The organism is Lysobacter sp. FW306-1B-D06B (assembly GCF_038446665.1).
Lineage (GTDB): Bacteria > Pseudomonadota > Gammaproteobacteria > Xanthomonadales > Xanthomonadaceae > Lysobacter_J.
In genome coordinates, this window is sequence record NZ_CP151802.1 from 2,147,311 (window position 1) to 2,171,863 (window position 24,553).

At 67.5% G+C, this 24,553-nt stretch carries 23 protein-coding genes and 1 pseudogene; 17 read left to right on the forward strand and 7 right to left on the reverse strand.

Features of this window, described 5'->3' with window-relative positions; translation table 11 throughout:
- Positions 1-70 precede the first annotated feature (70 nt).
- From AAFF32_RS09995 to AAFF32_RS10005, 3 genes are read left to right on the forward strand one after another with little or no spacing between them, the layout of a single operon-like run.
- Positions 71-685 carry a YqaA family protein gene (locus tag AAFF32_RS09995; RefSeq protein WP_216959025.1) on the forward strand — a complete coding sequence of 205 codons (615 nt, stop codon included), beginning with the start codon at positions 71-73 and terminating at the stop codon, positions 683-685.
- Between the two features lie 8 nt (positions 686-693).
- Positions 694-1,458: a peptidoglycan DD-metalloendopeptidase family protein gene (locus AAFF32_RS10000; RefSeq protein ID WP_254200170.1), complete on the forward strand. Its 765-nt coding sequence runs from the start codon at positions 694-696 to the stop codon at positions 1,456-1,458.
- Complete coding sequence (locus AAFF32_RS10005) at positions 1,455-2,354, forward strand: endonuclease/exonuclease/phosphatase family protein (RefSeq protein ID WP_342315118.1); 900 nt, start codon at positions 1,455-1,457, stop codon at positions 2,352-2,354. Before AAFF32_RS10000 ends, AAFF32_RS10005 begins: the two co-directional genes overlap by 4 nt.
- Here AAFF32_RS10005 and AAFF32_RS10010 read toward each other — a convergent pair.
- Together AAFF32_RS10010 and yhbY are read right to left on the reverse strand one after the other, a co-directional pair.
- Positions 2,351-2,725 carry an Mth938-like domain-containing protein gene (locus tag AAFF32_RS10010; protein ID WP_342315119.1) on the reverse strand — a complete coding sequence of 125 codons (375 nt, stop codon included), beginning with the start codon at positions 2,723-2,725 and terminating at the stop codon, positions 2,351-2,353. The two genes, AAFF32_RS10005 and AAFF32_RS10010, sit on opposite strands and share 4 nt — an antisense overlap.
- A 57-nt stretch (positions 2,726-2,782) precedes the next feature.
- Complete coding sequence (gene yhbY / locus AAFF32_RS10015) at positions 2,783-3,088, reverse strand: ribosome assembly RNA-binding protein YhbY (RefSeq protein ID WP_216959011.1); 306 nt, start codon at positions 3,086-3,088, stop codon at positions 2,783-2,785.
- Positions 3,089-3,161: 73 nt separating this feature from the next.
- On the opposite strand from yhbY, the gene rlmE reads away from it, so the two are divergent.
- The 10 genes from rlmE to AAFF32_RS10065 all read left to right on the forward strand — a co-directional run bounded on the left by rlmE (position 3,162) and on the right by AAFF32_RS10065 (position 14,089).
- Entirely contained in the window at positions 3,162-3,809 is a 648-nt protein-coding gene (gene rlmE / locus AAFF32_RS10020) for a 23S rRNA (uridine(2552)-2'-O)-methyltransferase RlmE (RefSeq protein ID WP_216959008.1), read from the forward strand.
- A 95-nt stretch (positions 3,810-3,904) separates the two neighbouring features.
- A complete protein-coding gene (gene ftsH, locus AAFF32_RS10025; RefSeq protein ID WP_216959005.1) occupies positions 3,905-5,806 on the forward strand; it encodes an ATP-dependent zinc metalloprotease FtsH in 1,902 nt (633 codons plus the stop codon).
- Between the two features lie 122 nt (positions 5,807-5,928).
- A complete protein-coding gene (gene folP / locus AAFF32_RS10030; protein WP_342315120.1) occupies positions 5,929-6,828 on the forward strand; it encodes a dihydropteroate synthase in 900 nt (299 codons plus the stop codon).
- Between the two features lie 623 nt (positions 6,829-7,451).
- Complete coding sequence (gene miaA, locus AAFF32_RS10035; protein WP_342315121.1) at positions 7,452-8,429, forward strand: tRNA (adenosine(37)-N6)-dimethylallyltransferase MiaA; 978 nt, start codon at positions 7,452-7,454, stop codon at positions 8,427-8,429.
- Between the two features lie 124 nt (positions 8,430-8,553).
- Complete coding sequence (hfq, locus tag AAFF32_RS10040) at positions 8,554-8,829, forward strand: RNA chaperone Hfq (RefSeq protein WP_216958996.1); 276 nt, start codon at positions 8,554-8,556, stop codon at positions 8,827-8,829.
- Positions 8,830-8,943: 114 nt separating this feature from the next.
- Positions 8,944-10,266, forward strand: coding sequence for a ribosome rescue GTPase HflX (gene hflX, locus AAFF32_RS10045; protein ID WP_216958993.1), 1,323 nt, complete (start codon positions 8,944-8,946; stop codon positions 10,264-10,266).
- A gap of 113 nt (positions 10,267-10,379) precedes the next feature.
- Positions 10,380-11,501, forward strand: a complete 1,122-nt coding sequence (gene hflK, locus AAFF32_RS10050) for an FtsH protease activity modulator HflK (RefSeq protein WP_216958989.1) — start codon at positions 10,380-10,382, stop codon at positions 11,499-11,501.
- Positions 11,498-12,361, forward strand: a complete 864-nt coding sequence (locus AAFF32_RS10055) for a protease modulator HflC (protein ID WP_216958987.1) — start codon at positions 11,498-11,500, stop codon at positions 12,359-12,361. The genes hflK and AAFF32_RS10055 overlap by 4 nt, the downstream gene beginning before the upstream one ends.
- Before the next feature lie 9 nt (positions 12,362-12,370).
- Positions 12,371-12,556, forward strand: a complete 186-nt coding sequence (locus AAFF32_RS10060) for a DUF2065 family protein (RefSeq protein ID WP_216958984.1) — start codon at positions 12,371-12,373, stop codon at positions 12,554-12,556.
- A gap of 240 nt (positions 12,557-12,796) precedes the next feature.
- Positions 12,797-14,089: an adenylosuccinate synthase gene (locus AAFF32_RS10065; RefSeq protein WP_216958981.1), complete on the forward strand. Its 1,293-nt coding sequence runs from the start codon at positions 12,797-12,799 to the stop codon at positions 14,087-14,089.
- Between the two features lie 209 nt (positions 14,090-14,298).
- Here AAFF32_RS10065 and AAFF32_RS10070 read toward each other — a convergent pair whose 3' ends face one another.
- Entirely contained in the window at positions 14,299-14,940 is a 642-nt protein-coding gene (locus AAFF32_RS10070) for an exopolysaccharide biosynthesis protein (protein WP_216958978.1), read from the reverse strand.
- Complete coding sequence (locus tag AAFF32_RS10075) at positions 14,924-16,261, reverse strand: hemolysin family protein (RefSeq protein WP_342315122.1); 1,338 nt, start codon at positions 16,259-16,261, stop codon at positions 14,924-14,926. The genes AAFF32_RS10070 and AAFF32_RS10075 overlap by 17 nt, the downstream gene beginning before the upstream one ends.
- 248 nt (positions 16,262-16,509) lie before the next feature.
- Here AAFF32_RS10075 and AAFF32_RS10080 point away from each other — a divergent pair, with 248 nt between their 5' ends.
- Both AAFF32_RS10080 and AAFF32_RS10085 read left to right on the forward strand, forming a co-directional pair.
- Entirely contained in the window at positions 16,510-17,136 is a 627-nt protein-coding gene (locus tag AAFF32_RS10080) for a DUF47 family protein (RefSeq protein ID WP_216958972.1), read from the forward strand.
- Between the two features lie 12 nt (positions 17,137-17,148).
- Positions 17,149-18,276: an inorganic phosphate transporter gene (locus AAFF32_RS10085; RefSeq protein WP_342315123.1), complete on the forward strand. Its 1,128-nt coding sequence runs from the start codon at positions 17,149-17,151 to the stop codon at positions 18,274-18,276.
- A 153-nt stretch (positions 18,277-18,429) separates the two neighbouring features.
- On the opposite strand, the gene AAFF32_RS10090 is transcribed toward AAFF32_RS10085, so the two are convergent.
- A complete protein-coding gene (locus AAFF32_RS10090; protein WP_216958965.1) occupies positions 18,430-18,840 on the reverse strand; it encodes a hypothetical protein in 411 nt (136 codons plus the stop codon).
- A 38-nt stretch (positions 18,841-18,878) separates the two neighbouring features.
- On the opposite strand from AAFF32_RS10090, the pseudogene AAFF32_RS10095 reads away from it, so the two are divergent.
- Together AAFF32_RS10095 and AAFF32_RS10100 are read left to right on the forward strand one after the other, a co-directional pair.
- Positions 18,879-19,220, forward strand: a pseudogene (locus AAFF32_RS10095) (MGMT family protein); the annotation flags it as partial.
- Positions 19,221-19,416: 196 nt separating this feature from the next.
- The gene (locus AAFF32_RS10100; RefSeq protein ID WP_216958959.1) at positions 19,417-20,073 is read left to right on the forward strand and encodes a rhomboid family intramembrane serine protease; all 657 of its coding nucleotides are present in this window, start codon (positions 19,417-19,419) and stop codon (positions 20,071-20,073) included.
- 52 nt (positions 20,074-20,125) lie between these two features.
- Here AAFF32_RS10100 and AAFF32_RS10105 read toward each other — a convergent pair whose 3' ends face one another.
- Positions 20,126-22,129: a M13 family metallopeptidase gene (locus AAFF32_RS10105; protein WP_342315124.1), complete on the reverse strand. Its 2,004-nt coding sequence runs from the start codon at positions 22,127-22,129 to the stop codon at positions 20,126-20,128.
- A gap of 240 nt (positions 22,130-22,369) precedes the next feature.
- Positions 22,370-24,541 (reverse strand): M13-type metalloendopeptidase, encoded by a 2,172-nt coding sequence (locus AAFF32_RS10110; RefSeq protein ID WP_342315125.1) that lies wholly within the window; start codon positions 24,539-24,541, stop codon positions 22,370-22,372.
- Between the last annotated feature and the right edge of the window lie 12 nt (positions 24,542-24,553).

The window sequence follows — 24,553 nt, forward strand, 5'->3', positions numbered from 1 at the left end:
ACAGGCCGTGTTCCGCATCGACGCAAGACACTGACCACCGCATACCGACGACACCAGCAGGGGCCGCCGTTTGAAGATCTTCGGACCGTTGTACGAACGGGCGCTCGTCTGGGCCCGCCATCGCCACGCACCGGCTTATCTGGTCGGGCTGAGTTTCATCGAGGCGATCATCTTCCCGGTGATGCCCGAGGTCATGCTGGCGCCGATGTGCGTGGCGCAGCCGCGGCGCGGGTTCTGGTTCGCGACGATCAGCCTGGCCGGCTCGATGGTGGGGGCGCTGGTCGGCTACGCGCTGGGCCACTTCGCGTTCGAGGCGGTCAAGCCGCTGTTTGCCGCGATGGGCATGCTGGGCGGCATCGAATCGGGCATCGCCACGGTGCAGGCCAAGATGGCCGAGTCGCCCTGGGCGGTGTTCTGGCTGCTGGTGGTGGGCGGGTTCGCGCCGATTCCGATGAAGGTCTTCACATGGGCCTCGGGTATCGTCGGCGTGCCGATGCCGCAGTACGTGCTGAGCATGCTGATCGGTCGAGGCAAGCGCGTGTATCTGATCGCGCTGGTGATCCGCATCGGCGGCGTGCGCGCCGAGGCGGCGCTGCGGCGTTACATCGAGCCGATCGGCTGGATCGCATTGGTGCTGCTGGTGGCCGTGATCGGATGGCTGGTGTGGAAGGCGCAGTTCGGATGAGAGGACGCATGACCGGAACATCGCGAATCGTTGCCGCCACGTTGATCGCCCTCGTCATGGGCGGCTGCGGGACCGCGAAGGTCTACCGCGAGCCAGGCGCATCCTCGCAGGCGCCGTCGCGTCCGCGACCGGGCGTCGCCGTCACGGTGAAGCGGGGCGAGACGCTGTTCGCCATCGCCTCGCGCAATGGCATTCGCGCGCAGGACCTGGCGGCGTGGAACGGCATCGATCCGCCGTACACCATCTATCCCGGACAGCGACTGCGCCTGTATCCGGCGGGCAAGGGCGGCAGCACCGCCACGACGCGTCCGCCGGCCAGCACGCCGACGAAGCCTGCAACCGGAACCGCGCCGCCCGCCACCACGCCGGCCGCACCCAAGCCCGCCGCGCCGGTGGTGAGCGACATCAAATGGCGCTGGCCGGCCGACGGCGAACTGATCGGCCGCTACGTCACCGGCGAGCCGACCAAGCAGGGCATCGACATCGGCGGCGCCAGCGGCGCGCCGGTGCGCGCGGCCGCCGACGGCGTGGTGGTGTATTCGGGCTCGGGCCTGGTCGGCTATGGCGAGTTGATCATCATCAAGCACAACGAGCAGTGGCTGTCGGCCTACGGGCACAACCGCAATCGCCTGGTCAACGAAGGCCAGCTGGTGCGCTCGGGCCAGCAGATCGCCGAGATGGGCCGCAGCGGCGCGCCGCGCGAGATGCTGCATTTCGAAGTGCGCTACAACGGCAAGCCGGTCGATCCGCTGCAGTACCTGCCCAAGCGATGAGTGCGACGTCCGCGCAATGCGGACACGCAGTTCACCGCTCGGGCTTCGTGCGGCAGGCGTGGAAGTGCGCGTGTACGGTGGCGATGGCGTGGATGCTCGCCGCGTGTGCGGCGACGACATCGCCGCGCGATGAAGCGCCGGCCCTCGATGTCGTCACCCTCAACCTCTGGCATGACCGCGAGGACTGGCCGCATCGCCAAGCGATGATCGAGGCCGAACTGCGCCGGCTTTCGCCCGACGTCATCTTGTTGCAGGAGGTCCTGCAGGACGAAAGGCTGCCGAACCAGGCGCAGGCCCTGGCCGATGCGCTGGGCTACCACGCGTTCTTCGTGTCGGTGGATGCGACCGACCGCGCGCGCCGTTACGGCAATGCGATCCTGACCCGCGAGCCGGCGACGCTGCGCGGCTTCCGTCGCCTGCAACCCGACGGCGCCTATCGCATCGCAGGCTGGGTGCGCACGAACGTGCAAGGACATCCCGTCAATCTGTACGTCGTGCACCTGGATTTCGAAGATCGCAGCGGCGCCACGCGGGCGCGTCAGATCGCGGATCTGATGGCGTTCGTCGAGGTCACGCGCGGCGACGCCCCGGTGGTGATAGGCGGCGACTTCAACACGACGGTGGGAACGGCGGAGATGGCGCCATTGCGCGCTCGCTTCGTCGATGCCTACGCGGCCGCGCATGCGGGAGTCGCGGTGGAAGGCGACGCACACGCCACGCTCAACGCGCGTTTCAATCCGCCCGCGCGGATCGATCGGATCCACGCGCAGCAAGGTGCATTCGGAACAGCGCAGGCGCGACGCATCCTCGACACGCCCGATGCGGACGGGCGGTGGGCGTCGGACCATTTCGGAATCTGGGCGCGGTTGCCATTCGCCCCGCGCTTGGGCGACTAGCCGGCCAGGACGAACGCGGCGACGACGCGCCGGCCCTCGCTCGCCAGCACGTTATAAGTGCGCGCGGCGGCGGCATTGGTCATGGTCTCCAGCCCCACGCCACGCTTCAGGCATGCGGCCAGCACCGAGGCAGGGGGAAAAGCCTGTGTCGCGCCGCTGCCGAGCAGGATCACTTCCGGCTCCAGCGCGAGCACGGCGTCCATGTCCGACGGCGTCAGCGCCTTCACGTCGCGCACCGGCCAGTCTTCGAGCAGGCGGTTGGGCGAGAGGACGAAGCTGGACGCGAGGGTGCGTTCGTTCACCCGCGCGGAGACGCCGTCGGCGCCGCGCAGGTAGAACTCGTGATCGGGGTGTTCGAGATTGAGCTGCATGGGGGCGAGATGGGGACGGGAGCGCAGGGCGCCAACCCGGGGCCGCCGCGCCGGCCGTCAGGCCCGCGGCAGGACGATCTGGCGCTTGTCCTTGCTCGGCCGGTACAGCACGGCCGTGTGACCGATACGCTGGACCAGGGCGGCCCCCGTACGCTGGGCGATCTCATCGATCATTGCGTCGCGGGCGTCCCGGTCCTCGGCGCCCACCTTCACCTTGATCAGCTCGTGATGCTCCAGCGCCAGGTCGATTTCGGCCACCAGCGCATCGGTGATTCCCTTGCCGCCCACCTGGAGCATCGCCTTCAGGTCGTGGGCCTGGCCCCGCAGGAAGCGGGTCTGGGTGGCGGTCAGGACGGTTTGCATCGGGATACTGAAAACTCAGGGGGGCCGCGCAGGGTATCATGACGGCCCCCACGCTCACCCCCGACGCCGGCCGATGGCGAGCCGCAGCAAATCCAGCCAGCGCTGGCTCAAGGAACACTTTTCCGACCCCTTCGTTAAGAAGGCCAAGGCCGAAGGCCTGCGCTCGCGCGCGGCCTACAAGCTGGAGGAACTGGTCGAGCGCGACCGCCTGCTCAAGCCGGGCATGGTCGTGGTCGACCTCGGCGCGGCTCCCGGCGGCTGGTCGCAGTGGGTCCGCCAGGAGCTCGACCGTCTCGATGCTGCCCGCCCCGGGCGGGTCATCGCCCTGGACATCCTGGAAATGCCCTCTCTGGCCGGGGTCGAATTCCTTCATGGGGATTTCAGGGAGGATGCGGTCCTATCCCAGTTGGTGGCCGCGCTGAACGGCCAGACCGTGGACCTTGTCCTGTCCGACATGGCCCCCAATAAGAGTGGCGTGGATGCTGTCGACATGCCCCGGGCGATGTACCTCTCGGAACTGGCGATGGACTTCGCCGACCGGCACCTTCGCACCGGGGGCAACTTCCTGATCAAGCTGTTCCAGGGCGTGGGCTTCGACGAATACGTCAAGGAGCTGCGCCGGCGCTATGACAAGGTCGTGATCCGCAAACCGGAGGCCTCGCGCAAGCGGTCGCCCGAGGTCTATGCGCTGGCACAGGGCAAGCGTGCGGTAATGAAGTAAGGTTGGAACGGACCCCATTGTTGTACGGCGACCGCCGATCCACGGCAGGGCGCCGCCCCCGCTGCAACGCGCCACCGGCGCCAGGTAGGAACTGAATGAACGATTTGGCCAAGAATCTGCTGCTCTGGGTGATCGTCGCCGTCGTGCTGATGGTGGTCTTCCAGGCGTTCGGGCCGCGTGCCGCGAGCAGCGACCCGCTCGCCTACGACCAGTTCGTGCACCAGGTCCAGCAGGACAAGGTCAAGGAAGTGAAGATCGCCGACGATGGCGCGACGATCACCGGTCTGCGCACCGACGGCTCGAAGTTCACGACCTACAAGCCCAAGGAAGACAAGGACCTCATCAACGACCTGATCAACCACAAGGTCGCGATCGAGCAGGCGCCGCCGCAGAGCGGCCCGTCGATCCTGTACATCATCATCAACGTACTGCCCTGGCTGCTCTTCATCGGCATCTGGGTGTATTTCATGCGCCAGATGCAGCAGGGCGGCAGCAAGGGCGCGATGAGCTTCGGCCGTTCGCGCGCCAAGTTGCAGGGCGAGGACCAGGTCAAGGTCACGCTTGCCGACGTCGCCGGTTGCGACGAGGCGAAGGAAGAAGTCGGCGAGCTCGTCGAGTTCCTGCGCGATCCCTCCAAGTTCCAGAAGCTGGGCGGCAAGATTCCGCGCGGCGTCCTGATGGTCGGCCCGCCGGGCACCGGCAAGACGCTGCTCGCGCGCGCCATCGCCGGTGAGGCGAAGGTGCCGTTCTTCAGCATCTCCGGCTCGGACTTCGTCGAGATGTTCGTCGGCGTCGGCGCAAGCCGCGTGCGCGACATGTTCGATCAGGCCAAGAAGCACGCGCCTTGCATCATCTTCATCGACGAAATCGACGCCGTCGGTCGCCATCGCGGCGCCGGCCTGGGCGGCGGTCACGACGAGCGCGAGCAGACCCTCAACCAGCTGCTCGTCGAAATGGACGGCTTCGAGGGTGGCGAGGGCGTGATCGTCATCGCCGCGACCAACCGTCCGGACGTGCTCGACCCGGCGCTGCTGCGTCCGGGCCGCTTCGACCGCCAGGTCGTGGTGGGCCTGCCGGACGTGAAGGGCCGTGAGCAGATCCTGCGCGTGCACATGCGCAAGCTGCCGCTCCACGACGACGTCGAGCCGATGACCATCGCGCGCGGCACGCCGGGCTTCTCCGGTGCCGACCTGGCCAACCTCTGCAACGAGGCGGCGCTGTTCGCGGCGCGTGAGAACGCCAAGGACGTGCGCATGGAGCACTTCGACAAGGCGCGCGACAAGATCCTGATGGGCGCCGAGCGTCGCTCGATGGCGATGAGCGAGGACGAGAAGAAGCTCACCGCGTACCACGAAGCGGGCCACGCCATCGTCGGCCGCGTCGTTCCCGAGCACGACCCGGTCTACAAGGTCACCATCATCCCGCGCGGTCGCGCGCTGGGCGTGACGATGTACCTGCCGGAAGGCGACAAGTACTCGATGAACAAGGTCGCCATCGAATCGCAGCTGTGCTCGCTCTACGGCGGTCGCGTTGCCGAGGAACTGATCTTCGGCGTCGACAAGGTCACCACCGGTGCGTCCAACGACATCGAGCGCGCCACCAAGATGGCCCGCAACATGGTCACCAAGTGGGGCCTGAGCGACGAGATGGGTCCGATCGCCTACGGTGAGGAAGAGGACGAGGTGTTCCTGGGTCGCTCGGTCACGCAGCACAAGAACGTGTCCAACGAGACCGCGCGCCGCATCGACGAAGTCGTGCGCAACATCCTCGACAGGGCTTACGGGCGCACCAAGCAGATCCTGCAGGACAACCTCGACAAGCTGCACGTGATGGCCGATGCGCTGCTGCAGTACGAGACCATCGACGCGCACCAGATCGACGACATCATGGCCGGGCGTACGCCGGGCCCGCCGGCCGACTGGTCGAAGTCGGGCAAGACGTCCAAGGACGACAGCGAGCGTCCGGGCGCCATTGGCGGACCTGCGGCGCAGACCTGACAGCAGGGATTCCTGATTCGGGATTCGAAACGGCACCGGCAACGGTGCCGTTTTTCTTTGTGCGGATCGCAGCCCGAAGGAAGCGATACGATTCCCCCGAATCCCGATCCCGAATCCCGCCCATGTTCGACACTACGCTCACTCTCGACTGCAACGGCCGACCGCTGGTCCTCGACCGCCCGCGCGTCATGGGCATCGTCAATGTCACACCGGATTCGTTCTCCGACGGCGGTGCGCACGACACGCTCGAAGCCGCGGTCGCGCACGGCCTGAAGCTGGCGGAGGAGGGCGCGGACCTGCTCGATGTCGGCGGCGAATCCACGCGTCCGGGCGCAGCCGAAGTGTCCGTCGAGGAAGAACTCCGCCGCACGATTCCCGTCATCGAGCGCCTGGCGAAGGAAACGCAACTGCCGCTCAGTATCGACACCTCCAAGCCGGAGGTGATGCGTGCCGCAGTGCAAGCCGGCGCGGGCATGATCAACGACGTCTATGCACTGCGCCGCGACGGCGCGCTCGACGCGGCCGCCGCGCTCGGCGTGCCGGTCGTGCTGATGCACATGCAGGGCGAACCGCGTTCGATGCAGGAGGCGCCGCACTATGACGATGTCGTCGCGCAGGTGCACCGCTTCCTCGCCGAGCGCATTTTCGCCGCCGAGATGGCGGGCATCGCGAAGAAGAAGATCGTCGTCGATCCCGGCTTCGGTTTCGGCAAGGACACACAGCACAACCTGGTCCTGCTCGCGCAGTTGGAGCGTTTCGTCGAACTGGGCGTGCCCGTGCTGGCGGGCCTGTCGCGCAAGCGCACCATCGGCGAACTGGTGGGGCGCAGCGATCCACGCGATCGCGCCATCGGCTCGGTCGCCGCGCACCTCATCGCCGCGCAGCGCGGCGCGAAACTGCTGCGCGTGCACGACGTCGCCGCGACCGTGGATGCGTTGAAGGTGTGGAACGCCGTCGCTTCGCAGGCGATACCGCGGGCGAAGCCGGCGTCGTCGATGCCGAAGTGGCCCGACGACGAATGATCCGTCGCCTGGCGATTTTTTGAGCAAACACGCTGCCTGCCTTGGTGCGCAAGGGATGCAGCGTGATACGCACACGGCTGTCCGCATGCTTGTCCACAGGGCGTGTGGATAGCGCATGCGGTGATGCCGAAATCGACACGCGAGTCAAACGATTTCTGCGATCAATTTTTCGCCAACCCTCTTGCAATGCTTGTGTCGCAAGGGATGCAGGCGTGTCTCCACACGACTGTCCGCAGGTTTGTCCACAGGCTGTGTGGATAGTCGCGTTGGTTGCATCCGAAACCGGGCGGGGTCGATGTCGACGACACGGCCGAAAGTGCGGCGTTCGTCAAGCCTCATCGCTGGTGATTTTTTAGCCAGACCTGCACGAGGCCGCGCCACGCCGAGCTATGCGGCCGCTCTCCACACCGCTGTCCGCAGGCTTGTCCACAGGCAATGTGGATAGCGGGCGAGGGTTGGCCAAAATTTCGCCAGACTCCCGGGAGCCCTTGCGGCATCAGGGCTGCAGCACGTTATCAACAGCCTTGCCCCAGCGGTTCTCCACACCTTGTGTGGAAAGCGCGGCGAGGTTCCCCGACGACGGCGGCTGTGCGAGGCTACGCCCCCGACACGCCGCGCCCGACATGCCCGCCGACACGCGCTCCCTCGCGATTGCCCTGATGGGCCCGACCGCCTCGGGCAAGACCGCGCTCGCGCTCGACTGGGCGGAGCGTTTCGGCGGCGAGATCGTCAGTGTGGACTCGGCCCTGGTGTATCGGCGGCTGGACATCGGATCGGCCAAGCCGACACCGGCCGAGCGCGCGCGCGTGCCGCACCACCTGATCGACTTGCGCGAGCCGTGGCAGCCGTACTCGGCGGCGGAGTTCGCCCAGGGCGGGCGCCGCGCCGTGACGGACATCCTGGCCCGGGGACGATTGCCGATCCTCGCCGGCGGCACGGGCCTGTACTTCCACGCGCTGCTGCAGGGCCTGTCGCCCATGCCCGAGGCCGACGCGGACATGCGCGCCCGGCTCGAGGCCGAGGCGCAGTCGCGTGGCTGGGCGGCGATGCATGCGGAACTGGCGCAGATCGATCCCGACGCCGCGGCGCGGATCCACGCCACCGACGCCCAGCGTATCCAGCGAGCGCTGGAAGTGTTCCGCCTGTCCGGCCGCACCATCAGCGACTGGCGGCGGGAGGTCTCGCAGCTTCCGCGCCTGCCGGTCCGCGTGCTCAAGCTGGTGCTGGCACCTGAGGATCGTGCGGAGCTGCACGAGCGGATCGCGCGGCGGTTCGACCTGATGCTGGCCGACGGTTTCCTCGACGAGGTGAGGGCGCTGCGCGCGATCCCGCAGCTGCGCGACCACCCGGCGCCGCTGGACCTGCCGGCCCTGCGCGCCGTGGGTTATCGCCAGGCCTGGGAGCATCTGGACGGCGCGACCGATCCGGCGGAATTCCGCGACCGCGGCGTCTATGCCACCCGCCAGCTCGCCAAGCGGCAGCTCACCTGGCTGCGCGGCGAACTCGACGCGCGCTGGTTCGATCCGCTGCGCCAGCGCGAGTCGCTGGAGGCGGCGCGGGCGGCTTTCATGCACGGCGCCGCCGCTTCGACCAGGGGTTGAATCCGGTGCGCGTGCACCGAACCGGGTTTGCGCTACCATCGGGCGGTCGCCGCTGCGGGGACAGCCGGCGATACGGCGTCCCGCGCGCCGACCCTTATAACTAGAACGAGTTGGGGAACTACGTATGTCCAAGGGACAGTCTTTGCAGGATCCTTTCCTGAACGCGCTACGACGCGAACGAGTGCCGGTTTCGGTCTATCTGGTCAACGGCATCAAGCTGCAGGGCACGATCGAATCCTTCGACCAGTTCGTGGTCCTGCTGCGCAACACCGTGAGCCAGATGGTCTACAAGCACGCCATTTCCACCGTCGTGCCGGCGCGCAACGTGCGCGTGGGGCCGGGTGGCGGCTACGTCCAGTCCGCCGAAGGTGGCGGCGAGGGCTCCGACGAGGCCGAATAAGGCCTCGCCCGGGCGGGCCGGCGGCGTACGCCGGCTTGCCGATGACCTGCGGCCCTTGTGCGGCCGCGGGTCGGCGCCCATCTTGTCATCCTGCCCCCGCACAGGTTGACCCGTTTGTTCGAACGATCCCGCAAAGGCGAGCACGCCCTCCTGATCCAACCCCACGCTGGCGGTCCGCCGGACGAGGGATTGCTGGAGGAGTTCGCCGACCTCGCACGCTCCGCCGGCGCCACGGTCGCCGCGGTGCTGACCGCGCGCATCGACCGCCCCAACGCCGCCATGCTGATCGGCAGCGGCAAGCTGGAAGAGGTGAAAGCCGCCGCGGACGCCACCGGCGCGGACCTCATCCTCATCAACCACCCGCTGTCGCCCGGCCAGGAGCGCAACCTCGAGAAGGCGCTGCAGCGCCGTGTGGTCGACCGCACCGGATTGATCCTGGACATCTTCGCCCAGCGCGCCCACAGCCATGACGGCAAGCTGCAGGTCGAGCTCGCACAGCTCAAGCACATGTCCACGCGCCTGGTGCGCGGCTGGACCCACCTGGAGCGTCAGCGCGGTGGTTCGATCGGCCTGCGCGGTCCCGGCGAAACCCAGCTGGAAACCGACCGCCGCCTGCTGCAGAAGCGCCTGGAACAGCTGCAGAAGCGCCTGGAAAAAGTGGAAGTGCAGCGCACGCAGATGCGTCGCGCGCGCGTGCGCAGCGAGCTGCCGCGCGTGGCGCTGGTCGGCTACACCAACGCCGGCAAGTCGACCCTGTTCAACGCATTGACCGGCGCGGATGCCTACGCCGCCGACCAGTTGTTCGCGACGCTGGACCCGACGGTGCGCCGCATCGAGCTCTCCGGCGGCGGCGTGGTGCTGGCCGATACGGTCGGTTTCGTGCGCGATCTGCCGCACGAGCTGGTCGCGGCGTTCCGTTCGACCCTTTCCGAATCGCGCGAGGCCGACCTGCTGCTGCACGTCGTCGACGCGGCCGATCCGCTGCGCGACGAGCGCATCGCCCAGGTCGATGAAGTGCTCAAGGACATCGGCGCCGGCGATCTGCCGCAACTGCTGGTGTTCAACAAGATCGACCGCCTCGGCAACGGCGACGGCAGCGAGCCGGTGCAGCCGCGCATCGACCGCCCGGCCGAAGGCCGGGTGCGCGTATGGCTGTCCGCGCGCGACGGCACCGGCCTGGATCTGCTGCGGCAGGCCCTGGCCGAAGCCCTGGAGCTGCGCCACGTCGTCGGTGAGGTGCGCCTGCCGCCGCAGGCCGCGAAACTGCGCGCTCGCCTGCACGATCTGGGCGCGGTGCGCGGCGAGGATCACGACGAGCACGGCTGGCGGATCCGCGTGGACCTGCCGTTGGCCGATGCGCAGCGGCTGTTCGTGCAGGCGCATGGCGAAGCCTTGCGGCCGCTTTTGCCCGAGCAGGACGACGAAGATGCGGCCTGAGCGGCTTGGGCGCGTTCCGACGCGCCTTGCTTGAGGCACACCGCACCCCCACCTAGAATCGACGCACGTCAGCGCGCCTGAATGCGGACGCGCACCCCCTTCTTGGAGCAGGCATGGCCTGGAACACCCCTGGCAGTGACAATTCCGGCGGTTCGAACGGACGAACCCCGCGCCGCAGGCCCGGTGGGCGCGGCCTCGACGCCTTGCTCGATCCGCTGCGCGGCCTCTTCGGAGGCGGCGGTGGTGGCGGTGGCGGCGGCAGCATCCTGCGCTGGGTCGGCATCGTCTTCGGCCTCTGGCTGGTGTTCAACTGCTTCGTCCTGGTGACCGAGCAGGAGCGCGGCGTGGTCCTGCGCTTCGGCCAGTTCTCGCGCGTGCTGCAGCCCGGACCGCACTTCAAGGCGCCGTGGCCGATCGAGCGCGTGACCAAGGTCAACGCCACGCAGAGCAACGCCTACAGCGACACCGTCCCGGTGTTCACCCGCGATGCGAACATGGTGAACGTCGAGATCAACGTTCAGTACCGCATCGGCGATCCGCAGATGTACCTGTTCGGTTCGCGCGACGCCGACCGTGTCCTGAAGGAAGCCGCGCAGAGCGCCGTGCGCGAACAGGTCGGCCGCTCCGACCTGGACACCGTGCTCAATGCGCGCTCCGAGCTCACCACCACGGTGCGCCAGCGCCTGCAGGCTTCGTTGCAGGATTACCGCACCGGCTTGGTCGTGACCGAACTCAACCTGCCCAACGCCCGTCCGCCGGACGAGGTGAAGGACGCGTTCGACGAAGTGCAGCGCGCCGCCTCCGAGAAGACCACGGCGATCAACCAGGCCCAGGCGTACGCCAAGCAGATCGTGCCGGAAGCGCGCGGTGAGGCCTCGCGCGTACGCGCCGCCGCCGAGGGCTACAAGGCGGCTTCGGTGGCCCGCGCCGAGGGCGACGCGACGCGCTTCTCGTTGCTGGTGGACCAGTACAAGAACGCCCCCGAGGTCACGCGCAAGCGCCTGTGGCTGGACACCGTGCAGGACGTGCTCGCCGGCAGCCGCACGATCATCGGCGGCGATTCGCGCCAGCTGATCTACGTGCCGATGGGCGACAAGCGTGCCGCGCCCGCGACACCGAGCTCGCCGCTGCTCACGCCGGACCTGCTGACGCCGACCATCACCCCCGAGCCCGCTGACACGGGACGCCCCGCACGCTCGCCCCGGCCGACCGGACGCGAGGAGGTGACGCGATGAAATTCTCCCTGTGGATCGCCGCCGTCGTCGCGGCCCTGTTCGCATTGCTCGGCTCGGTGTTCGTGGTCGGCGAAGGCCACAGCGCGATCGTGCTGAACCTCGGTCGCGTGGTGCGTACCGACATCGGCCCCGGCCTGCATTTCAAGTGGCCGCTGGTGGAAACCTCGCGCGTGTTCGATCGTCGACTGCAAGTGCTCGATGCCGAACCGGAGCGTTACCTCACCGCCGACAAGCAGAACGTCAGCGTCGACTTCTTCGCGTTGGGCCGCATCCATGACCTGCGCGCTTTCTACCGCGCCACCGGCGGCGATGAGACCACCGCAGTCGAGCGCCTGGCGCCGATCATCCGCGACTCGCTGCGCAACGAGATCAACTCGCGCACGCTGCAGCAGGTGGTGTCGGGCGACCGCACTTCGGTGATCGGTCGCCAGCTCGACGCCATCAACCAAGGCGCCCAGACGCTGGGCGTGAAGATCGTCGATATCCGCATCAAGCGCATCGAGCTGCCGCAGGACAGCAACGTGGTCGGCTCGGTTTACAACCAGATGCGCAGCCAGCGCCTGCAGGTGGCCAGCCAGCTGCGCGCCGAGGGTGTGGAGCAGGCACAGGCCATCCGTGCCCAGGCCGATCGCGACAAGCAGGTGATCGTGGCCGAGGCCGAGCGCGACGCGCAGAAGCTGCGCGGCGAGGGCGATGCCGAGGCGACCCGCCTGTATGCGCAGGCCGCGAACAAGGACCCGAGTTTCTACGCGTTCCAACGCAGCCTGGAGGCGTACCGCAAGGCGTTCGCGGATGGCGACGGCGTGGTCGTGCTCGACCGCGACGACCCGTTCCTGCAGTACCTGCGTTCGGACCGCTGACCGGCCCACATGCTCGAACTGGTCTCGGCCTTGTGCCTGGTGGCGGTGCTGGAAGGGCTGTTCCTGTTCGTCGCCCCCCGCGGCTGGAAACGGGCCGCCGAACAGCTCCACGCCATGCCGGACCGCCACCTGCGGGTGGTGGGCGCGATCGTGGTCGGGCTGGGCCTGCTGTCGCTGTGGTGGATCCGTTCCTGAGGCCTTCACGCGCCACGGCCTGACCGGATCGGTCGGAATCGCACGAAGTTGAACGGGAGACCGCCCGCCGGGGTGGTCCCGCCCACCCAAAACCCGGATAATGCACAAAAGCCGGACGGGGCCCAGCGCCCCGCCGGCTTTCTTGCTGTTTGCGGGGGCTCCATGCGCGAGCCCCGCGGCAGCCCCGCCCCCGCGGCCATCAATGCAGCTAGTCAGCGATCTCGAGTCAGGAGCTTCGAAATGGGTCAGTCAGTCGTCGTTCTCGGTGCCCAGTGGGGCGATGAAGGCAAGGGCAAGATCGTCGATCTGCTCACGCAGGACATCGGGGCGGTGGTGCGTTTCCAGGGCGGCCACAACGCCGGCCACACCCTCGTCATCGGCGGCAAGAAGACCGTCCTTCACCTGATTCCCTCCGGCATCCTGCGCGAAGGCGCGCTGTGCCTGATCGGCAACGGTGTCGTGCTGTCGCCGGCGGCGCTGCAGAAGGAAATCGCCGAACTCGAATCCAACGGCGTGGAAGTGCGTTCGCGCCTGAAGATCAGCCCGGCCACGCCGCTGATCATGCCGTACCACATCGCGCTGGATCAGGCCCGCGAGAAGGCCGCCGGCGGCAAGGCCATCGGCACCACCGGTCGCGGCATCGGCCCGGCGTACGAAGACAAGGTCGCGCGTCGCGGCATCCGCGTGGCCGACCTGCATTACCCGCAGCAGCTCGCCGAGAAGCTGCGCGCAACGATGGACTATCACAACTTCGTCCTGACCAAGTACCTGGGCGTGGACGCGGTCGACTTCCAGCAGACGCTGGATGAAGCGCTGGCCTTCGGTGAATACGTCGAGCCGATGAAGTCCGACGTCGCCGGCATCCTTCATGACCTGCGCAAGCAGGGCAAGAAGGTGCTGTTCGAAGGCGCGCAGGGCTCGCTGCTCGACATCGACCACGGCACTTACCCGTACGTCACATCAAGCAACACCACCGTCGGCGGCGCGTACGCCGGCACCGGCGTGGGCGCGGACGCGGTCGATTACGTGCTGGGCATCGCCAAGGCCTACGCCACGCGCGTCGGCGGCGGTCCGTTCCCGACCGAACTGGACGACGAAGTCGGCCAGGGCCTGCGCGACCGCGGCGCCGAGTACGGCGCTACCACCGGCCGTCCGCGTCGCTGCGGCTGGATGGACATCGTCGCGCTGCGTCGTGCCGTGGCCGTCAACGGCATCACCGGCCTGTGCATCACCAAGCTCGACGTGCTCGACGGCATGGAGAAGCTGAAGATCTGCATCGCGTACGAATACCGCGGCAAGCGCACCGAATACGCGCCGCTCGACGCCGCCGGCTGGGAAGAGTGCACGCCGGTGTACCTGGAGTTCCCGGGCTGGGAAGAGAACACGCACGGCGTCACCGAGTGGGACAAGCTGCCGCCCGCCGCCCGCGCCTACCTGCGCGCGCTGGAGGAACTGGCCGGCTGCCCGATCGCCATCGTCAGCACCGGCCCCGACCGCGACGCGACCATGGTGCTGCAGGATCCGTTCGCGTAAGCGAAGCGTCGATCGAAAGAACAAAAGGCCCCGCATTGCGGGGCCTTTTTGTTGGATGAGAAGTTCGAGGCCGCTACGACAACCACCCAGATGAAGCCCCTCTCCCGCTTGCGGGAGAAGGTGCCGGCAGGCGGATGAGGGTTGGCTGTCAGCGAGGCTGGCTTGCTTTCACTCCAACCCCTCTCCGGTGGGCGGAGAGGGCACTGAAGTCAGAACAGCATGTCGATCCAACGCGCGGCGACCGCGGCCAGGCTTCCTGACAGCACGCCGAACACCGTGATCGCCACGACGCCCGCACCCCACGCCGCGCACAGCAGCCAGCCGTCGCGCTCCAGCAATGCGAGTGCGAACAGCAGCAGCAATGCACCGAACAGATAGTTCGTGAAGGGAATCGGCAGCGAGAGCAGCAGGCCCAGCAGCAACAGCAGCAGGCCGGTGAAGAAATCGGCGAGGCGGTGGTCGAGCAGCACCGGCAGGCGCGGCTTCACGACCTTCTCCAGCCGCGTCAGCCACGGCGCCAGCAGATCGCGGAAGCGCGCCATCGCATGACGGTGCGGGCCGCGTCGCGCGAGGAACTTCGGCAACCACGGCTGGCGCAGGCCGATCAGCAACTGCAGTCCGATCAGGATCACCAGCGGCCCGCTGACCGCGCCGCCGACGCCGGGAATCGGAATGAACGCCGGGATCGTCGAGACGAACAGCAGCATGCCGAACGAACGGTCGCCCAGGCCGTGCAGCACGTCGCCCATGCGCAGCTGCTCGTTGGGATCACCCGCGGCGAACACGTCCAGCAACGCCCGCGTACCCGCCTCGCGGTATTCGTGGCGATCGCGGTCAGCCGGAGGTGTCATCCGTCACCGGCTCCGGTTCGGGGCGTCGGGAAAGCAGCAGCTTGTCGATGCGCGGGCCGTCCAGGTCCACGACTTCGATACGCCACTGCGCCCAGTCGAAATGCTCGCCGACATAGGGAATTCGGCCGAAATGCGCGATCACCATGCCCGCCGCGGTGTGGAAGTCGTGCTCATCCTCGTCGGGCAGGCGACCGCCGCCGATCAGCTCGCGCAGGTCTTCCACCGGCAGCGAGCCGTCGAGCAGGAACGAGCCATCCGGACGTTCCACCACCGGCGCGTTGTTATCGTCCTCGGCCTCGCCGCCGGGCACGCCGACGGAATGCACGCGGCCGACCACGGCGTCCATCAGGTCGGCGATGGTGACCACGCCGCTGATGTCGCCGTATTCGTCCACCACGAGCGCGAGCGATTGCTGTTCCTCGCGGAAGATCTCCAGCAGCTTCATCGCGTGCGTGGACTCGGAGACGAACAACGGCTCGCGCAGCTCCTTGAACAGGTCCGGTGCCTTCTCGTCGAGGCGGTCCAGCAGCGACTTCACTTCCAGGATGCCCAGCACTTCGCTGTCGTTGTGGCGGTACACCGGATAGCGCGAGAACGGCGTCTGCCGCATCGACTCCAGGTTCTGCGCGAAGTCGACGGACGCGTCCAGCCAGGCGATGCGCGTGCGCGGCGTCATCAGGCTTTCGGCGGTGCGGTCGCCCAGGCCGAGCACGCGGTTCATCATCTTGCGCTCGTCGTTGTCGATCACGCCCTGCTCGTGGCTTTCGCTCACCAGCAGGCGGATTTCCTCTTCGCTGATCTCGCTGCGCGCGTCGTCCTTCACGCCGAACATGCGCAGGAAAAAACGGTTGATCGCGCCCAGGCCCGCGACGGCGGGGCGCGCGATGCGCGACAGCCAGTACAACGGGATCGCGACCGCGCAGGCGATGCGCTCGGACGCGGTGAGGGCCAGGCGCTTGGGGATCAGCTCGCCGAAGATCACCGAGGCGGCCGTGATCAGCGTGACCGCCGTGCCCAGGCCGATCGGGCGGGCGTACTGGGCGGCATTGGGCCACGCGCCCTGCACCCAGCCGGCGATGGCCAGGCCGATGGACTCGCCGCCGAAGGTGCCGGTGAGGATGCCGATGGAGGTGATGCCCACCTGCACGGTGGACAGCAGATTGTCGGGGTGCTCAGCCAGCTCCAGCGCCACCTGGGCGCCGCGGCTCGTCTCGGACATCTGCTTGAGCTTGATCTTGCGCGAGGTCATCAGCGCCATCTCCGACATCGCGAAGAAGGCGTTGAGGACGATCAGGGCAATGACGATCAGGAGTTCCAGCATGCGGTCCGTACCTCAGGATGGCAGGCTGGAGTGCACGCGCCGTGAGGGGGCGTGGCGGCGCTGGGCGGCCGTTCTGGGTCGTCGTCCATCAGATCTGAAGGGGGCAAGGAGGGGGAAAGCCAAGGGATGGTAGCAGGCCCGCCAATTTCAACCGCCGCATGGGCGCGCGCCTTTGACGCCAAACCGTCATAATTCGCCCCGCAGTCCCCACCGAGCCGGGCGTTCCGGCATCACGAGGCCCCCTCAGCATGTTCTCCCTGCAAACGATCTTCGGCCAAGGCAACCAGTTCTATACGCTGCTGGAGGAGGCCGCCGTCGCCGCCCACGACAGCACCAAGGCCCTCCACGCGATGCTCAAGGCCGCCGATCGCCAGCCCGCGCTGGACGCCTTCAAGCTGGCCCGCCAGCGCGAACGCGACGCCTCCGACAAGATCAGCCAGGAGCTGGTCAACAGCTTCATCACCCCGATCGAGCGCGAGGACATCGAAGCCCTGGCCTCGGCGCTGTACAAGATTCCCAAGCAGGTCGAGAAGTTCGCCGACCGCTATTCGCTCGCCACGCGCCACCTGGAGCACATCGACTTCGCGCCGCGCGCGGCGATGCTCGAGCAGGCCTCGGCCGTGGTCGTGCAGATGGTGCAGCAGCTGCGCCACCTCAAGCTGGAGCCGATGAAGGCGCTCAACGACCAGCTGCGCTCGCTGGAGAACGAAGCCGACCGCCTGATGCTCGAGCTGTACCGCGACATCTATTCCGGCCGCCTGGACAACCTGCAGATGTTCCTGCTCAAGGAGTTCTTCGAGATCCTGGAGAAGGCCATCGACCGCTGCCGCGAAGCCGGCGTGGTCGCCTACGAAATCGTGTTGAAGAACTCGTAAGGGGCCGGGCCGATGCTGACCCTGGTCCTGGTCGTGGTGTTCGCGGCGCTCGCGTTCGAGTACATCAACGGCTTCCACGACACCGCCAACTCCATCGCGACCGTCGTCGCGACCAAGGTGCTCTCGCCGATGCAGGCGGTGGCACTGGCGGCGATCACCAACCTGCTCGGTGCGCTGTGGGGCACGGCCGTCGCCAAGACGATCGCCTCCGGCCTGCTCGACACGGGCGTGGTCGAAGTCACTTCGCAGCTGATCCTGTGCGCGCTGCTGGGCGCGATCGTGTGGAACCTGATCACGTGGTGGAAGGGCCTGCCGTCCTCGTCCTCGCACGCGCTGATCGGCGGACTGTGCGGCGCGGCGGTGGCCGCGGCGAGCAACAACTGGCACTCGGTGATCTGGTCGCATCCAGCCGACCCCTGGTACAAGAGCGCCGGCGTGCTGTGGAAGGTCATCGTGCCGATGGTGTCCTCGCCGCTGCTGGGCTTCGCCGCCGGTTTCCTGGTGATGGGCCTGTTGTTTGCGATCATTTCCTTCATGGCGCGCAGCGGCGGCATCCTCGCGCGCATGGCGCGTCCGCGCTGGGTCAATGCGTTCTTCGGCAAGGCGCAGCTCGCATCCGCCGCCGGCATGGGCTTCGCGCACGGCATGAACGATGCGCAGAAGACCATGGGCATCATCGCGCTGGCGCTGGTGGGTGCGCAGTCGGCGGGCACGCTGGACAACCTGCCGTCGTGGCTGGCGTTCCTGCACCCCTCGAAGAACGCGCTGGAACACAACGACATCGACCTGTGGATCAAGCTGACGTGCGCCATCGTGATGGCCGCCGGCACCGCCGCGGGCGGCTGGCGCATCATCAAGACGCTCGGCCACAAGCTGGTGAAGCTGCATCCGATCAACGGCTTCGCCGCGGAAACCAGCGCGGCCTCGGTGATCATGGCCGCGTCCACGCTGGGTATTCCGGTCTCGACCACGCACAACATTTCGTCCGCCATCATGGGCGTGGGCACGGCCAAGCGCTTCAACGCCATCAAGTGGACCGTGGTGGAGAAGATGATCTGGGCGTGGATCCTGACGATTCCCGCCGCCGGCGGCATCGCGTATCTGTGCTTTGAGATGTTCCGGATGTTCGGCTGGGCGTGAGACGCCGGGATTCGAGATTGGAGATTCGTAAAAGCAAAAGCCCGCCATCGGCGGGCTTTTTGTTTGCATGATCCTGCGAATCCCGAATCCCGAATCCCGAATCCCGAATCCCGAATCCCGAATCCCGAATCCCGAATCCCGAATCCCGAAGAATCAGAACAGGTCGCCACCCGCCGACAGCATCCGCTCCATGCGATCACCCAGGCCGCCGATCTCCAGCACCAGCCGATCGATCTCCGACGCATCCAGGCCGTCGTAGGGGCGGTTCTCGCACAGTTGCAGATGCGGCACGCCATCGAGGTCGCCGATGGCGAGGTAGCCCACGCGGCTTTGCCAGTTGAAGATCAGCGCCTTCTTCGCGTCCAGGCCGGTGATCGGCGCGACCGCGGTGCTGACGCGCAGGTAGGGACGGCCGTCATCGTCGTCCAGTTCGGAGAGGAAGATCGCCTGGTGGCGCGTGCCGTGCTCGAGTGAGAGCTCGATGCACACGACGTCCACGTCATGATCGGTCAGGCGGAATTTCGCGGCCTGGAGGTGGCGGCGGATCGAGTCGAAGTTGCGCACGGGCGGCTCCTTCCGGGGGAAGCCGTTATGCTACCGCGATGAGCAAGTCGCCTGCCGACGAATCGCATCGACGTATTCTCGCCGCGATCCGCGCGATCCCCGCAGGCGAGGTTGCCGGCTACGGCGAGGTCGCGCGGCGCGCCGGATTGCCGGGCCGAGCGCGGCTCGTGGCGAGGCTGCTTGGGCAGAACGAGGATCCGGACCTGCCGTGGCATCGGGTGCTGCGTTCGGACGGGCGCATCGCGTTTCCCGAAGGTTCGCGCGGATTCCGCGAGCAGAGCCAGCGCCTGCGCGCCGAAGGCGTGCGCATCGAGGGCGGCCGCGTGAAGGGCCAACGCGCCGCGGCGACGCTCGACGAACAAATGTGGGGCATGCCCACGCCCGCGCCCCGTGCGGCTGCGCGGCGCAGCGTGGCGGAAAAGCCCGCCAGGCCGGCCGCGAAGGCCGCTCCCAGGCGTCGCCAGGCCGGGCGCTGACCCGCTGGCCGAAGGCCGGAGCGTCCGGCACCGCACGATCGTCCGCACGCACCCGCGCGGCTTCGCGCCGGCTACCATGTAGCGCACCCGAGGAGTCGTGATGTTTTCCAACCTTCCCCCCGTCACCAAGGCCCTGCTGATCGCCAACGGACTGGTGTTCGTGCTGCAGCTCGCCATCGGCGACGTCGCGCTCGCGCAGTTCATGCTGTGGCCGCCGCACAACGATGCCGAGCTGTACGGCGTCGAGTTCATGCCGTGGCAGCTGATCACCTACGGCTTCATGCACGGCGGTTTCGCCCACCTGCTGTTCAACATGCTGGCGCTGGCGATGTTCGGCGCGCCGCTGGAGCACGTGTGGGGCGATCGCCGCTACCTGACGTATTACCTGGTCTGCATCGTCGGCGCGGCGCTGTGCCAGCTTGGAGTCGGTGTCTGGATGGTGTCGCAGGGCGGCGCCGCGTATCCGACCGTCGGCGCCTCCGGCGGCATCTTTGGACTGCTGCTGGCGTACGGCATGCTCTTCCCGAACCAGCGCGTGATGCTGCTGATTCCGCCGATCCCGATGAAGGCGCGCACGCTGGTCATCGTCTACGGCGCGATCGAGCTGCTGCTGGGCATCACCAACGCGATGCCGGGCGTGGCGCATTTCGCCCACCTGGGCGGCATGCTGTTCGGCTGGCTGCTGATCCGCTACTGGCGCGGGCAGCCGCCGTTCCGGCGCAAGGGTGGACCGCCGCGCATGCGCGTGGTGCGCTGAGGTCCAAGAACGCGCGCCGTCGCTTCGAGTACTGGACTGAAGCGACGGCGGATTACGGAAACACTCTTATCTGCTGGTCCGCAGCCAGCTGCATCGGCGTGCCGGCCTTGCACGCGAACGCCTCGCCGAACGGCGCTTCGTTGCGCAATGGTCCATTCGTGCGCCATTGCCCGGGGGCATGCACGCTCGTGGCGGCGCGCTGCTGCGCGACCTCCGCCGTCATCCGCTGCGGCCACAACGAGGCCCAGCCCTTGTAGAACGACTGTTGCGCGGTCTTCGCTGCCGAAGGCTCGGCCGCGCGGTGGGCCGAGGATGCGAGTTCCACGCCGATCAGATCGGCGATGTTCTCGTCCGCCGTCTGCGTGCCGTTGACGCGCGTGCCCTTCAGGTCCGGATAGTCGAAGCCCGAGTACTGCGCGGCGACGCGCTTGCTCAACGCGTCCCACGCCGAGGTTTCGGTCGGCGTCCACCAGTCGCGCAGTTCCTGCTTCGCATCGACGTAACGTCCGCGGTTGTCGAAACCGTGGCTGAGCTCGTGCCCGACCAGCGCGCCGTAGGAGCCATACAGCCACGCCGCGTCCTTGGAGGTGTCGAACACCGGCGGTTGCAGCATCGCGGCGGTCACGATCAAGCGGTTCTGCGTGATGTCGTAGGCCAGCGAAGGATCCTGCGGCAACACGTCCCAGCGACGGTCGGCGTTGCCGCGACCGATGCGCTTCATTTCCTCGCGATGGCGCCAGGTCGAGGCGATCAGCATGTTGCTGCCGAAACTGCCGCGACCCATCGGCTGCACGGTGTAGTCCAGATCGCGATTGGGCGTACCGACTTCGATCTTCAGCTTGTCGAGTTTCGCCTTGGCTTCGGCCTTCGCGGCGGCGCTGAAGCGCGTGTCGCGATCCAGTGCCTGGCCGAGCGCGTTACGGATCTGCGCGGCGATGTCTTCGGCGCGCTTGTCGGTGGCCGGAGAGTAGTAACGCGCGGCGTACTCGCGGCCCACCATCGGGCCGGCGGCGAGCGTGATCGCGTCGAGCACCTGCTGCGGTCGTGTCGGCGGGGCAGCGAGTCCGCGCAGCACACGGCCGCGGAATTCGAAGTCCGCATCGCGGAACGGCTTGGCCAGGTACGGCGCCATCGCATCGCCGACGCGCCAGCGCAGGTACGCCTTCCATTGCGCCGGCTTGAGACTGCCGACCAGGTTGTCCAGTTGCGAGAACAGTTGCGGGTTCGCCATCGACACGCGGTCGTCGGTCACGCCCTGGACCTTGAGGAAATCGCCCAGTTGCAGGCGCTTGTATTGCTTTGCCAGCGACTTGGTGTCGACCGGCGCGAAGTTCCGCCGCGGGTCGCGCAGGTCGACCAAGGACTTCGATGCGCTCGCGATGCGCGTCTCCAGATCCAGCACCGCCTGCGCATCGGTCTTGATCTGCGCCTGCGGCGTGCCGGTGAGTGCGAGGATCTGTTCGACGTAATTGCGATAGCGCCCCATCAGCGCCTGCGTGTCGGCGTCGTTGCGCGCGTAGTACGCCGGATCGGGAAGGCCGAGCCCGCCCTGTGCGAAGTAACCGATGTGGCGGTTCAGATCGTCCAGGTCGACATCGGCGCCGAAGTTGAACACCACCGGGATGCCCACCTGGTGCAGCGCGGCGATCGCGGGCGGAATGTCCTTGGCGCTCTTGATCGCGTCGATGCGCGCGAGCAGCGGCGCGATCGGCTGTGCACCATCGCGCTCCACCGCTGCTTCGTCCAGGCCGCTCGCCCAGAAATCGCCCAGCAGCTTCTGCACGTTGTTCTGCGGCGATTTCGATGCGGCGTCGAGCAGGTCCAGCTGCTGCTGGCGTGCTCGCGCGGCGAGTTGCTCCAGCGCCGACACCGAGCCCGACGCGGGCGGCGTCGTGTTGCTGCGCAGCCAGTCGGCATTGGCGTTGGCGTAGAAGTCGCTGCAGGCGGTCGCCGCGGCCGGCGCCTTGGGCTTGGCGGCGCGCTTCTTCTGGGCCTCGGCGTGGGGGATGGCGATCAGGCAGACGGCCAGAGCGCAGACGAGCGGACGAAGGTTCATGGCGGCTCCGTACCGGGGGAGGGCAAGGTGGCCGGAGTCTAGCAATGGACGTGTGAGGCGGGCCGTTCACGCGACATCGCCGCATTCACCGGCCTTTCCCTTCTCCCTGCGGTCGCCGAAGGGGCGAAGGAAGCGCGCGCGGCGGCCATCGCAGTTTCGGAAAAAAGAAGGCCCGGGGAGCCCGGGCCTTCGCGCGGCCGACGACGAGTGCGGCCGTGTCTTGCGCTTTGGCTTACACGATTACCAGATCACGACCTGCTTGTCGGCCTCGCGCACCATCGGCTGACCCGGCTTGCACGAGAACGCCGCGGCGAACGCCGGCAGGTTCGACGGCGCGCCGATCGCGCGGAACGTGGCGGGAGCGTGCTCGTCGGTGGCCAGGCGCAGCTTCAGCTCTTCCGGGGTGAAGTTGCGGCGCCACACGGTGCCCCAGTTGAGGAAGAAGCGCTGGTCGCGCGTCAGACCGTCGGTCATCGGGTCCGGCTTGCCTTCGGTCGCCTTCTTCATGGCGTCGTAGGCCGTGGCCAGGCCACCGAGGTCGGCGATGTTCTCGCCCAGCGTCAGCTTGCCGTCGACCTTGCCGCCCGCGTCGGTGCGGTAGGTGTCGAACTGCTGCACGAGCTTGTCGGTGCGGCCGGAGAAGCCCTTGGAATCGGCGTCGGTCCACCAGTTCTCGAAGTTGCCGCTGGCACCGAAACGGCTGCCCTGGTCGTCGTAGCCGTGCGTCATCTCGTGGCCGATCACCGCGCCGATGCCGCCGTAGTTGGCCGCGTCATCCGCGTTCGGATCGAAGAACGGCGGCTGCAGGATCGCGGCCGGGAAGACGATCTCGTTCTGCAGCGGGTTGTAGTAGGCGTTCACCATCTGCGGCGGCATGCCCCATTCGGTGCGATCGACCGGCTTGCCGATCTTGCCCAGTTCCCACTTGTAGTTGAACTCGTTGGCGGCCAGCACGTTGCCGATGTAACTGTCGCGGGTGGTGTCCAGGCCCGTCCAGTCGCGCCACTTGTCCGGGTAGCCGATCTTGGGGGTGAAGGCGGCCCACTTCTCCATCGCCTTCTTCTTGGTGTCGTCGCCCATCCACGCCAGGTGCTCGATGCGCGTCTTCAGCGACTCGGAGAGGTTCTTCACCAGCTCCTCCATGCGCGCCTTCGACTCCGGCGGGAAGGCCACCTTCACGTACATCTGGCCCAGCGCTTCGCCGGCCTCGCTCTCGATCACGTCGAGCACGCGCTTGCCGCGTTCCTTCAGTTCCTTCTGACCGCGCAGGGTCTTGTTGTAGAAGTTGAAGTTCTCTTCGACGAACGCATCCGACAGGTACGGCGAAGCCGAGTCGACGGTGTGGAAGCGCAGGTACGACTGCCACTGCTCGGCCGGCACGTCGGCGAGCATCTTGCTGACTTCCTGGTGGAAGGCCGGCATGGCGAGGGAGAACATCGCCGGCGTGGCGACGCCCTGCGATTCGAAGAACTTCGTCCACGGGAAGTTCGGCGCGAGCTTGTCGGCATCGGCCGGGCTGATCGGGTTGTAGTACAGCGAGACGTCGCGTTGCAGCGTCTTCTTGTCGAGCGAGGCGCGCGCCAGGCGCGTCTCGAACGCGATCACGTCCTTGGCCTGCTTGGCGGCGTCGGCGGCGGGAATGCCGCTGAGCTCCAGCACCTTGGCGACGTGCTGCTCGTAGGCGGCCAGCTTGTCCTTCTTGTCGGCGTCGAAGTAGTACGGCTTGTCCGGCAGGCCCAGGCCGCCCTGCGAGGCGTAGGCGATGTTGTTCCGGGAATCCTTGAAGTCCGCTTCCGGACCGAAGCCGAACAGCACGTTCTCGCCCTTGGCCGCGCTGGTGCGCAGGTAGTCGGCGATCTTTTCCTGGCTGTCGAGCGCGGCGATGGCGTCGAGCTGCGGCTTCAGCGGGGCGATGCCCTGCTGGTTGATCTTGGCCGCGTCCATGCCGGTGGCCCAGAAGTCGCCGACGATCTTTTCCACGCCCTTGGCGTTGGTGTCGGCGCCGGCCTGCTCGGCCAGCTGGCGCTGCACGGCGGTGGAGCGCTCATCGAGCATCTCGAACGCGCCCCACGAGGTGCGGTCGCCCGGGATGGCGTTGGCGGCGAGCCACTTGCCGTTGACGTAGCCACCGAAGTCATCGCAGGCGTTCTTGGTGGTGTCCAGGTCGGACGCGGCGAAGCGGTTCACGCCGGGGAGCTTGCCCTCGTCGAGCGTGTAGGCGGCCGGCTGCGCAGGTTTGGCGGCATCGGCGGCCGGTGCGGCGGCCTCTTCCTTCTTGCCGCACGCGGTCAGCGCGGCGACGACAGCCAGGGACAGAACGAGGACTTGCGGTTTCTTGAGGCTCACGGAGGGCTCCAGCCGGCAGGCATTGGTGAGTTGGGACAGGCCCCGGACCGGGGCACCGGGCGACATTAGACACGATTG

What these genes read in the sequence shown, in the direction of transcription:
- miaA (WP_342315121.1), top strand. Translation starts at nt 7,452, where the DNA reads ATGCCCGCCGACACGCGCTCCCTCGCGATTGCCCTGATGGGCCCGACC.
- AAFF32_RS10000 (WP_254200170.1), top strand. Translation starts at nt 694, where the DNA reads ATGACCGGAACATCGCGAATCGTTGCCGCCACGTTGATCGCCCTCGTC.
- AAFF32_RS10005 (WP_342315118.1), top strand. Translation starts at nt 1,455, where the DNA reads ATGAGTGCGACGTCCGCGCAATGCGGACACGCAGTTCACCGCTCGGGC.
- AAFF32_RS10085 (WP_342315123.1), top strand. Translation starts at nt 17,149, where the DNA reads ATGCTGACCCTGGTCCTGGTCGTGGTGTTCGCGGCGCTCGCGTTCGAG.
- hfq (WP_216958996.1), top strand. Translation starts at nt 8,554, where the DNA reads ATGTCCAAGGGACAGTCTTTGCAGGATCCTTTCCTGAACGCGCTACGA.
- hflK (WP_216958989.1), top strand. Translation starts at nt 10,380, where the DNA reads ATGGCCTGGAACACCCCTGGCAGTGACAATTCCGGCGGTTCGAACGGA.
- AAFF32_RS10100 (WP_216958959.1), top strand. Translation starts at nt 19,417, where the DNA reads ATGTTTTCCAACCTTCCCCCCGTCACCAAGGCCCTGCTGATCGCCAAC.
- rlmE (WP_216959008.1), top strand. Translation starts at nt 3,162, where the DNA reads ATGGCGAGCCGCAGCAAATCCAGCCAGCGCTGGCTCAAGGAACACTTT.
- yhbY (WP_216959011.1), bottom strand. Translation starts at nt 3,088, where the DNA reads ATGCAAACCGTCCTGACCGCCACCCAGACCCGCTTCCTGCGGGGCCAG.
- AAFF32_RS10075 (WP_342315122.1), bottom strand. Translation starts at nt 16,261, where the DNA reads ATGCTGGAACTCCTGATCGTCATTGCCCTGATCGTCCTCAACGCCTTC.
- folP (WP_342315120.1), top strand. Translation starts at nt 5,929, where the DNA reads ATGTTCGACACTACGCTCACTCTCGACTGCAACGGCCGACCGCTGGTC.
- AAFF32_RS10065 (WP_216958981.1), top strand. Translation starts at nt 12,797, where the DNA reads ATGGGTCAGTCAGTCGTCGTTCTCGGTGCCCAGTGGGGCGATGAAGGC.
- AAFF32_RS10110 (WP_342315125.1), bottom strand. Translation starts at nt 24,541, where the DNA reads ATGTCGCCCGGTGCCCCGGTCCGGGGCCTGTCCCAACTCACCAATGCC.
- ftsH (WP_216959005.1), top strand. Translation starts at nt 3,905, where the DNA reads ATGAACGATTTGGCCAAGAATCTGCTGCTCTGGGTGATCGTCGCCGTC.
- AAFF32_RS10060 (WP_216958984.1), top strand. Translation starts at nt 12,371, where the DNA reads ATGCTCGAACTGGTCTCGGCCTTGTGCCTGGTGGCGGTGCTGGAAGGG.
- AAFF32_RS10010 (WP_342315119.1), bottom strand. Translation starts at nt 2,725, where the DNA reads ATGCAGCTCAATCTCGAACACCCCGATCACGAGTTCTACCTGCGCGGC.
- AAFF32_RS10055 (WP_216958987.1), top strand. Translation starts at nt 11,498, where the DNA reads ATGAAATTCTCCCTGTGGATCGCCGCCGTCGTCGCGGCCCTGTTCGCA.
- AAFF32_RS10070 (WP_216958978.1), bottom strand. Translation starts at nt 14,940, where the DNA reads ATGACACCTCCGGCTGACCGCGATCGCCACGAATACCGCGAGGCGGGT.
- AAFF32_RS10080 (WP_216958972.1), top strand. Translation starts at nt 16,510, where the DNA reads ATGTTCTCCCTGCAAACGATCTTCGGCCAAGGCAACCAGTTCTATACG.
- AAFF32_RS10105 (WP_342315124.1), bottom strand. Translation starts at nt 22,129, where the DNA reads ATGAACCTTCGTCCGCTCGTCTGCGCTCTGGCCGTCTGCCTGATCGCC.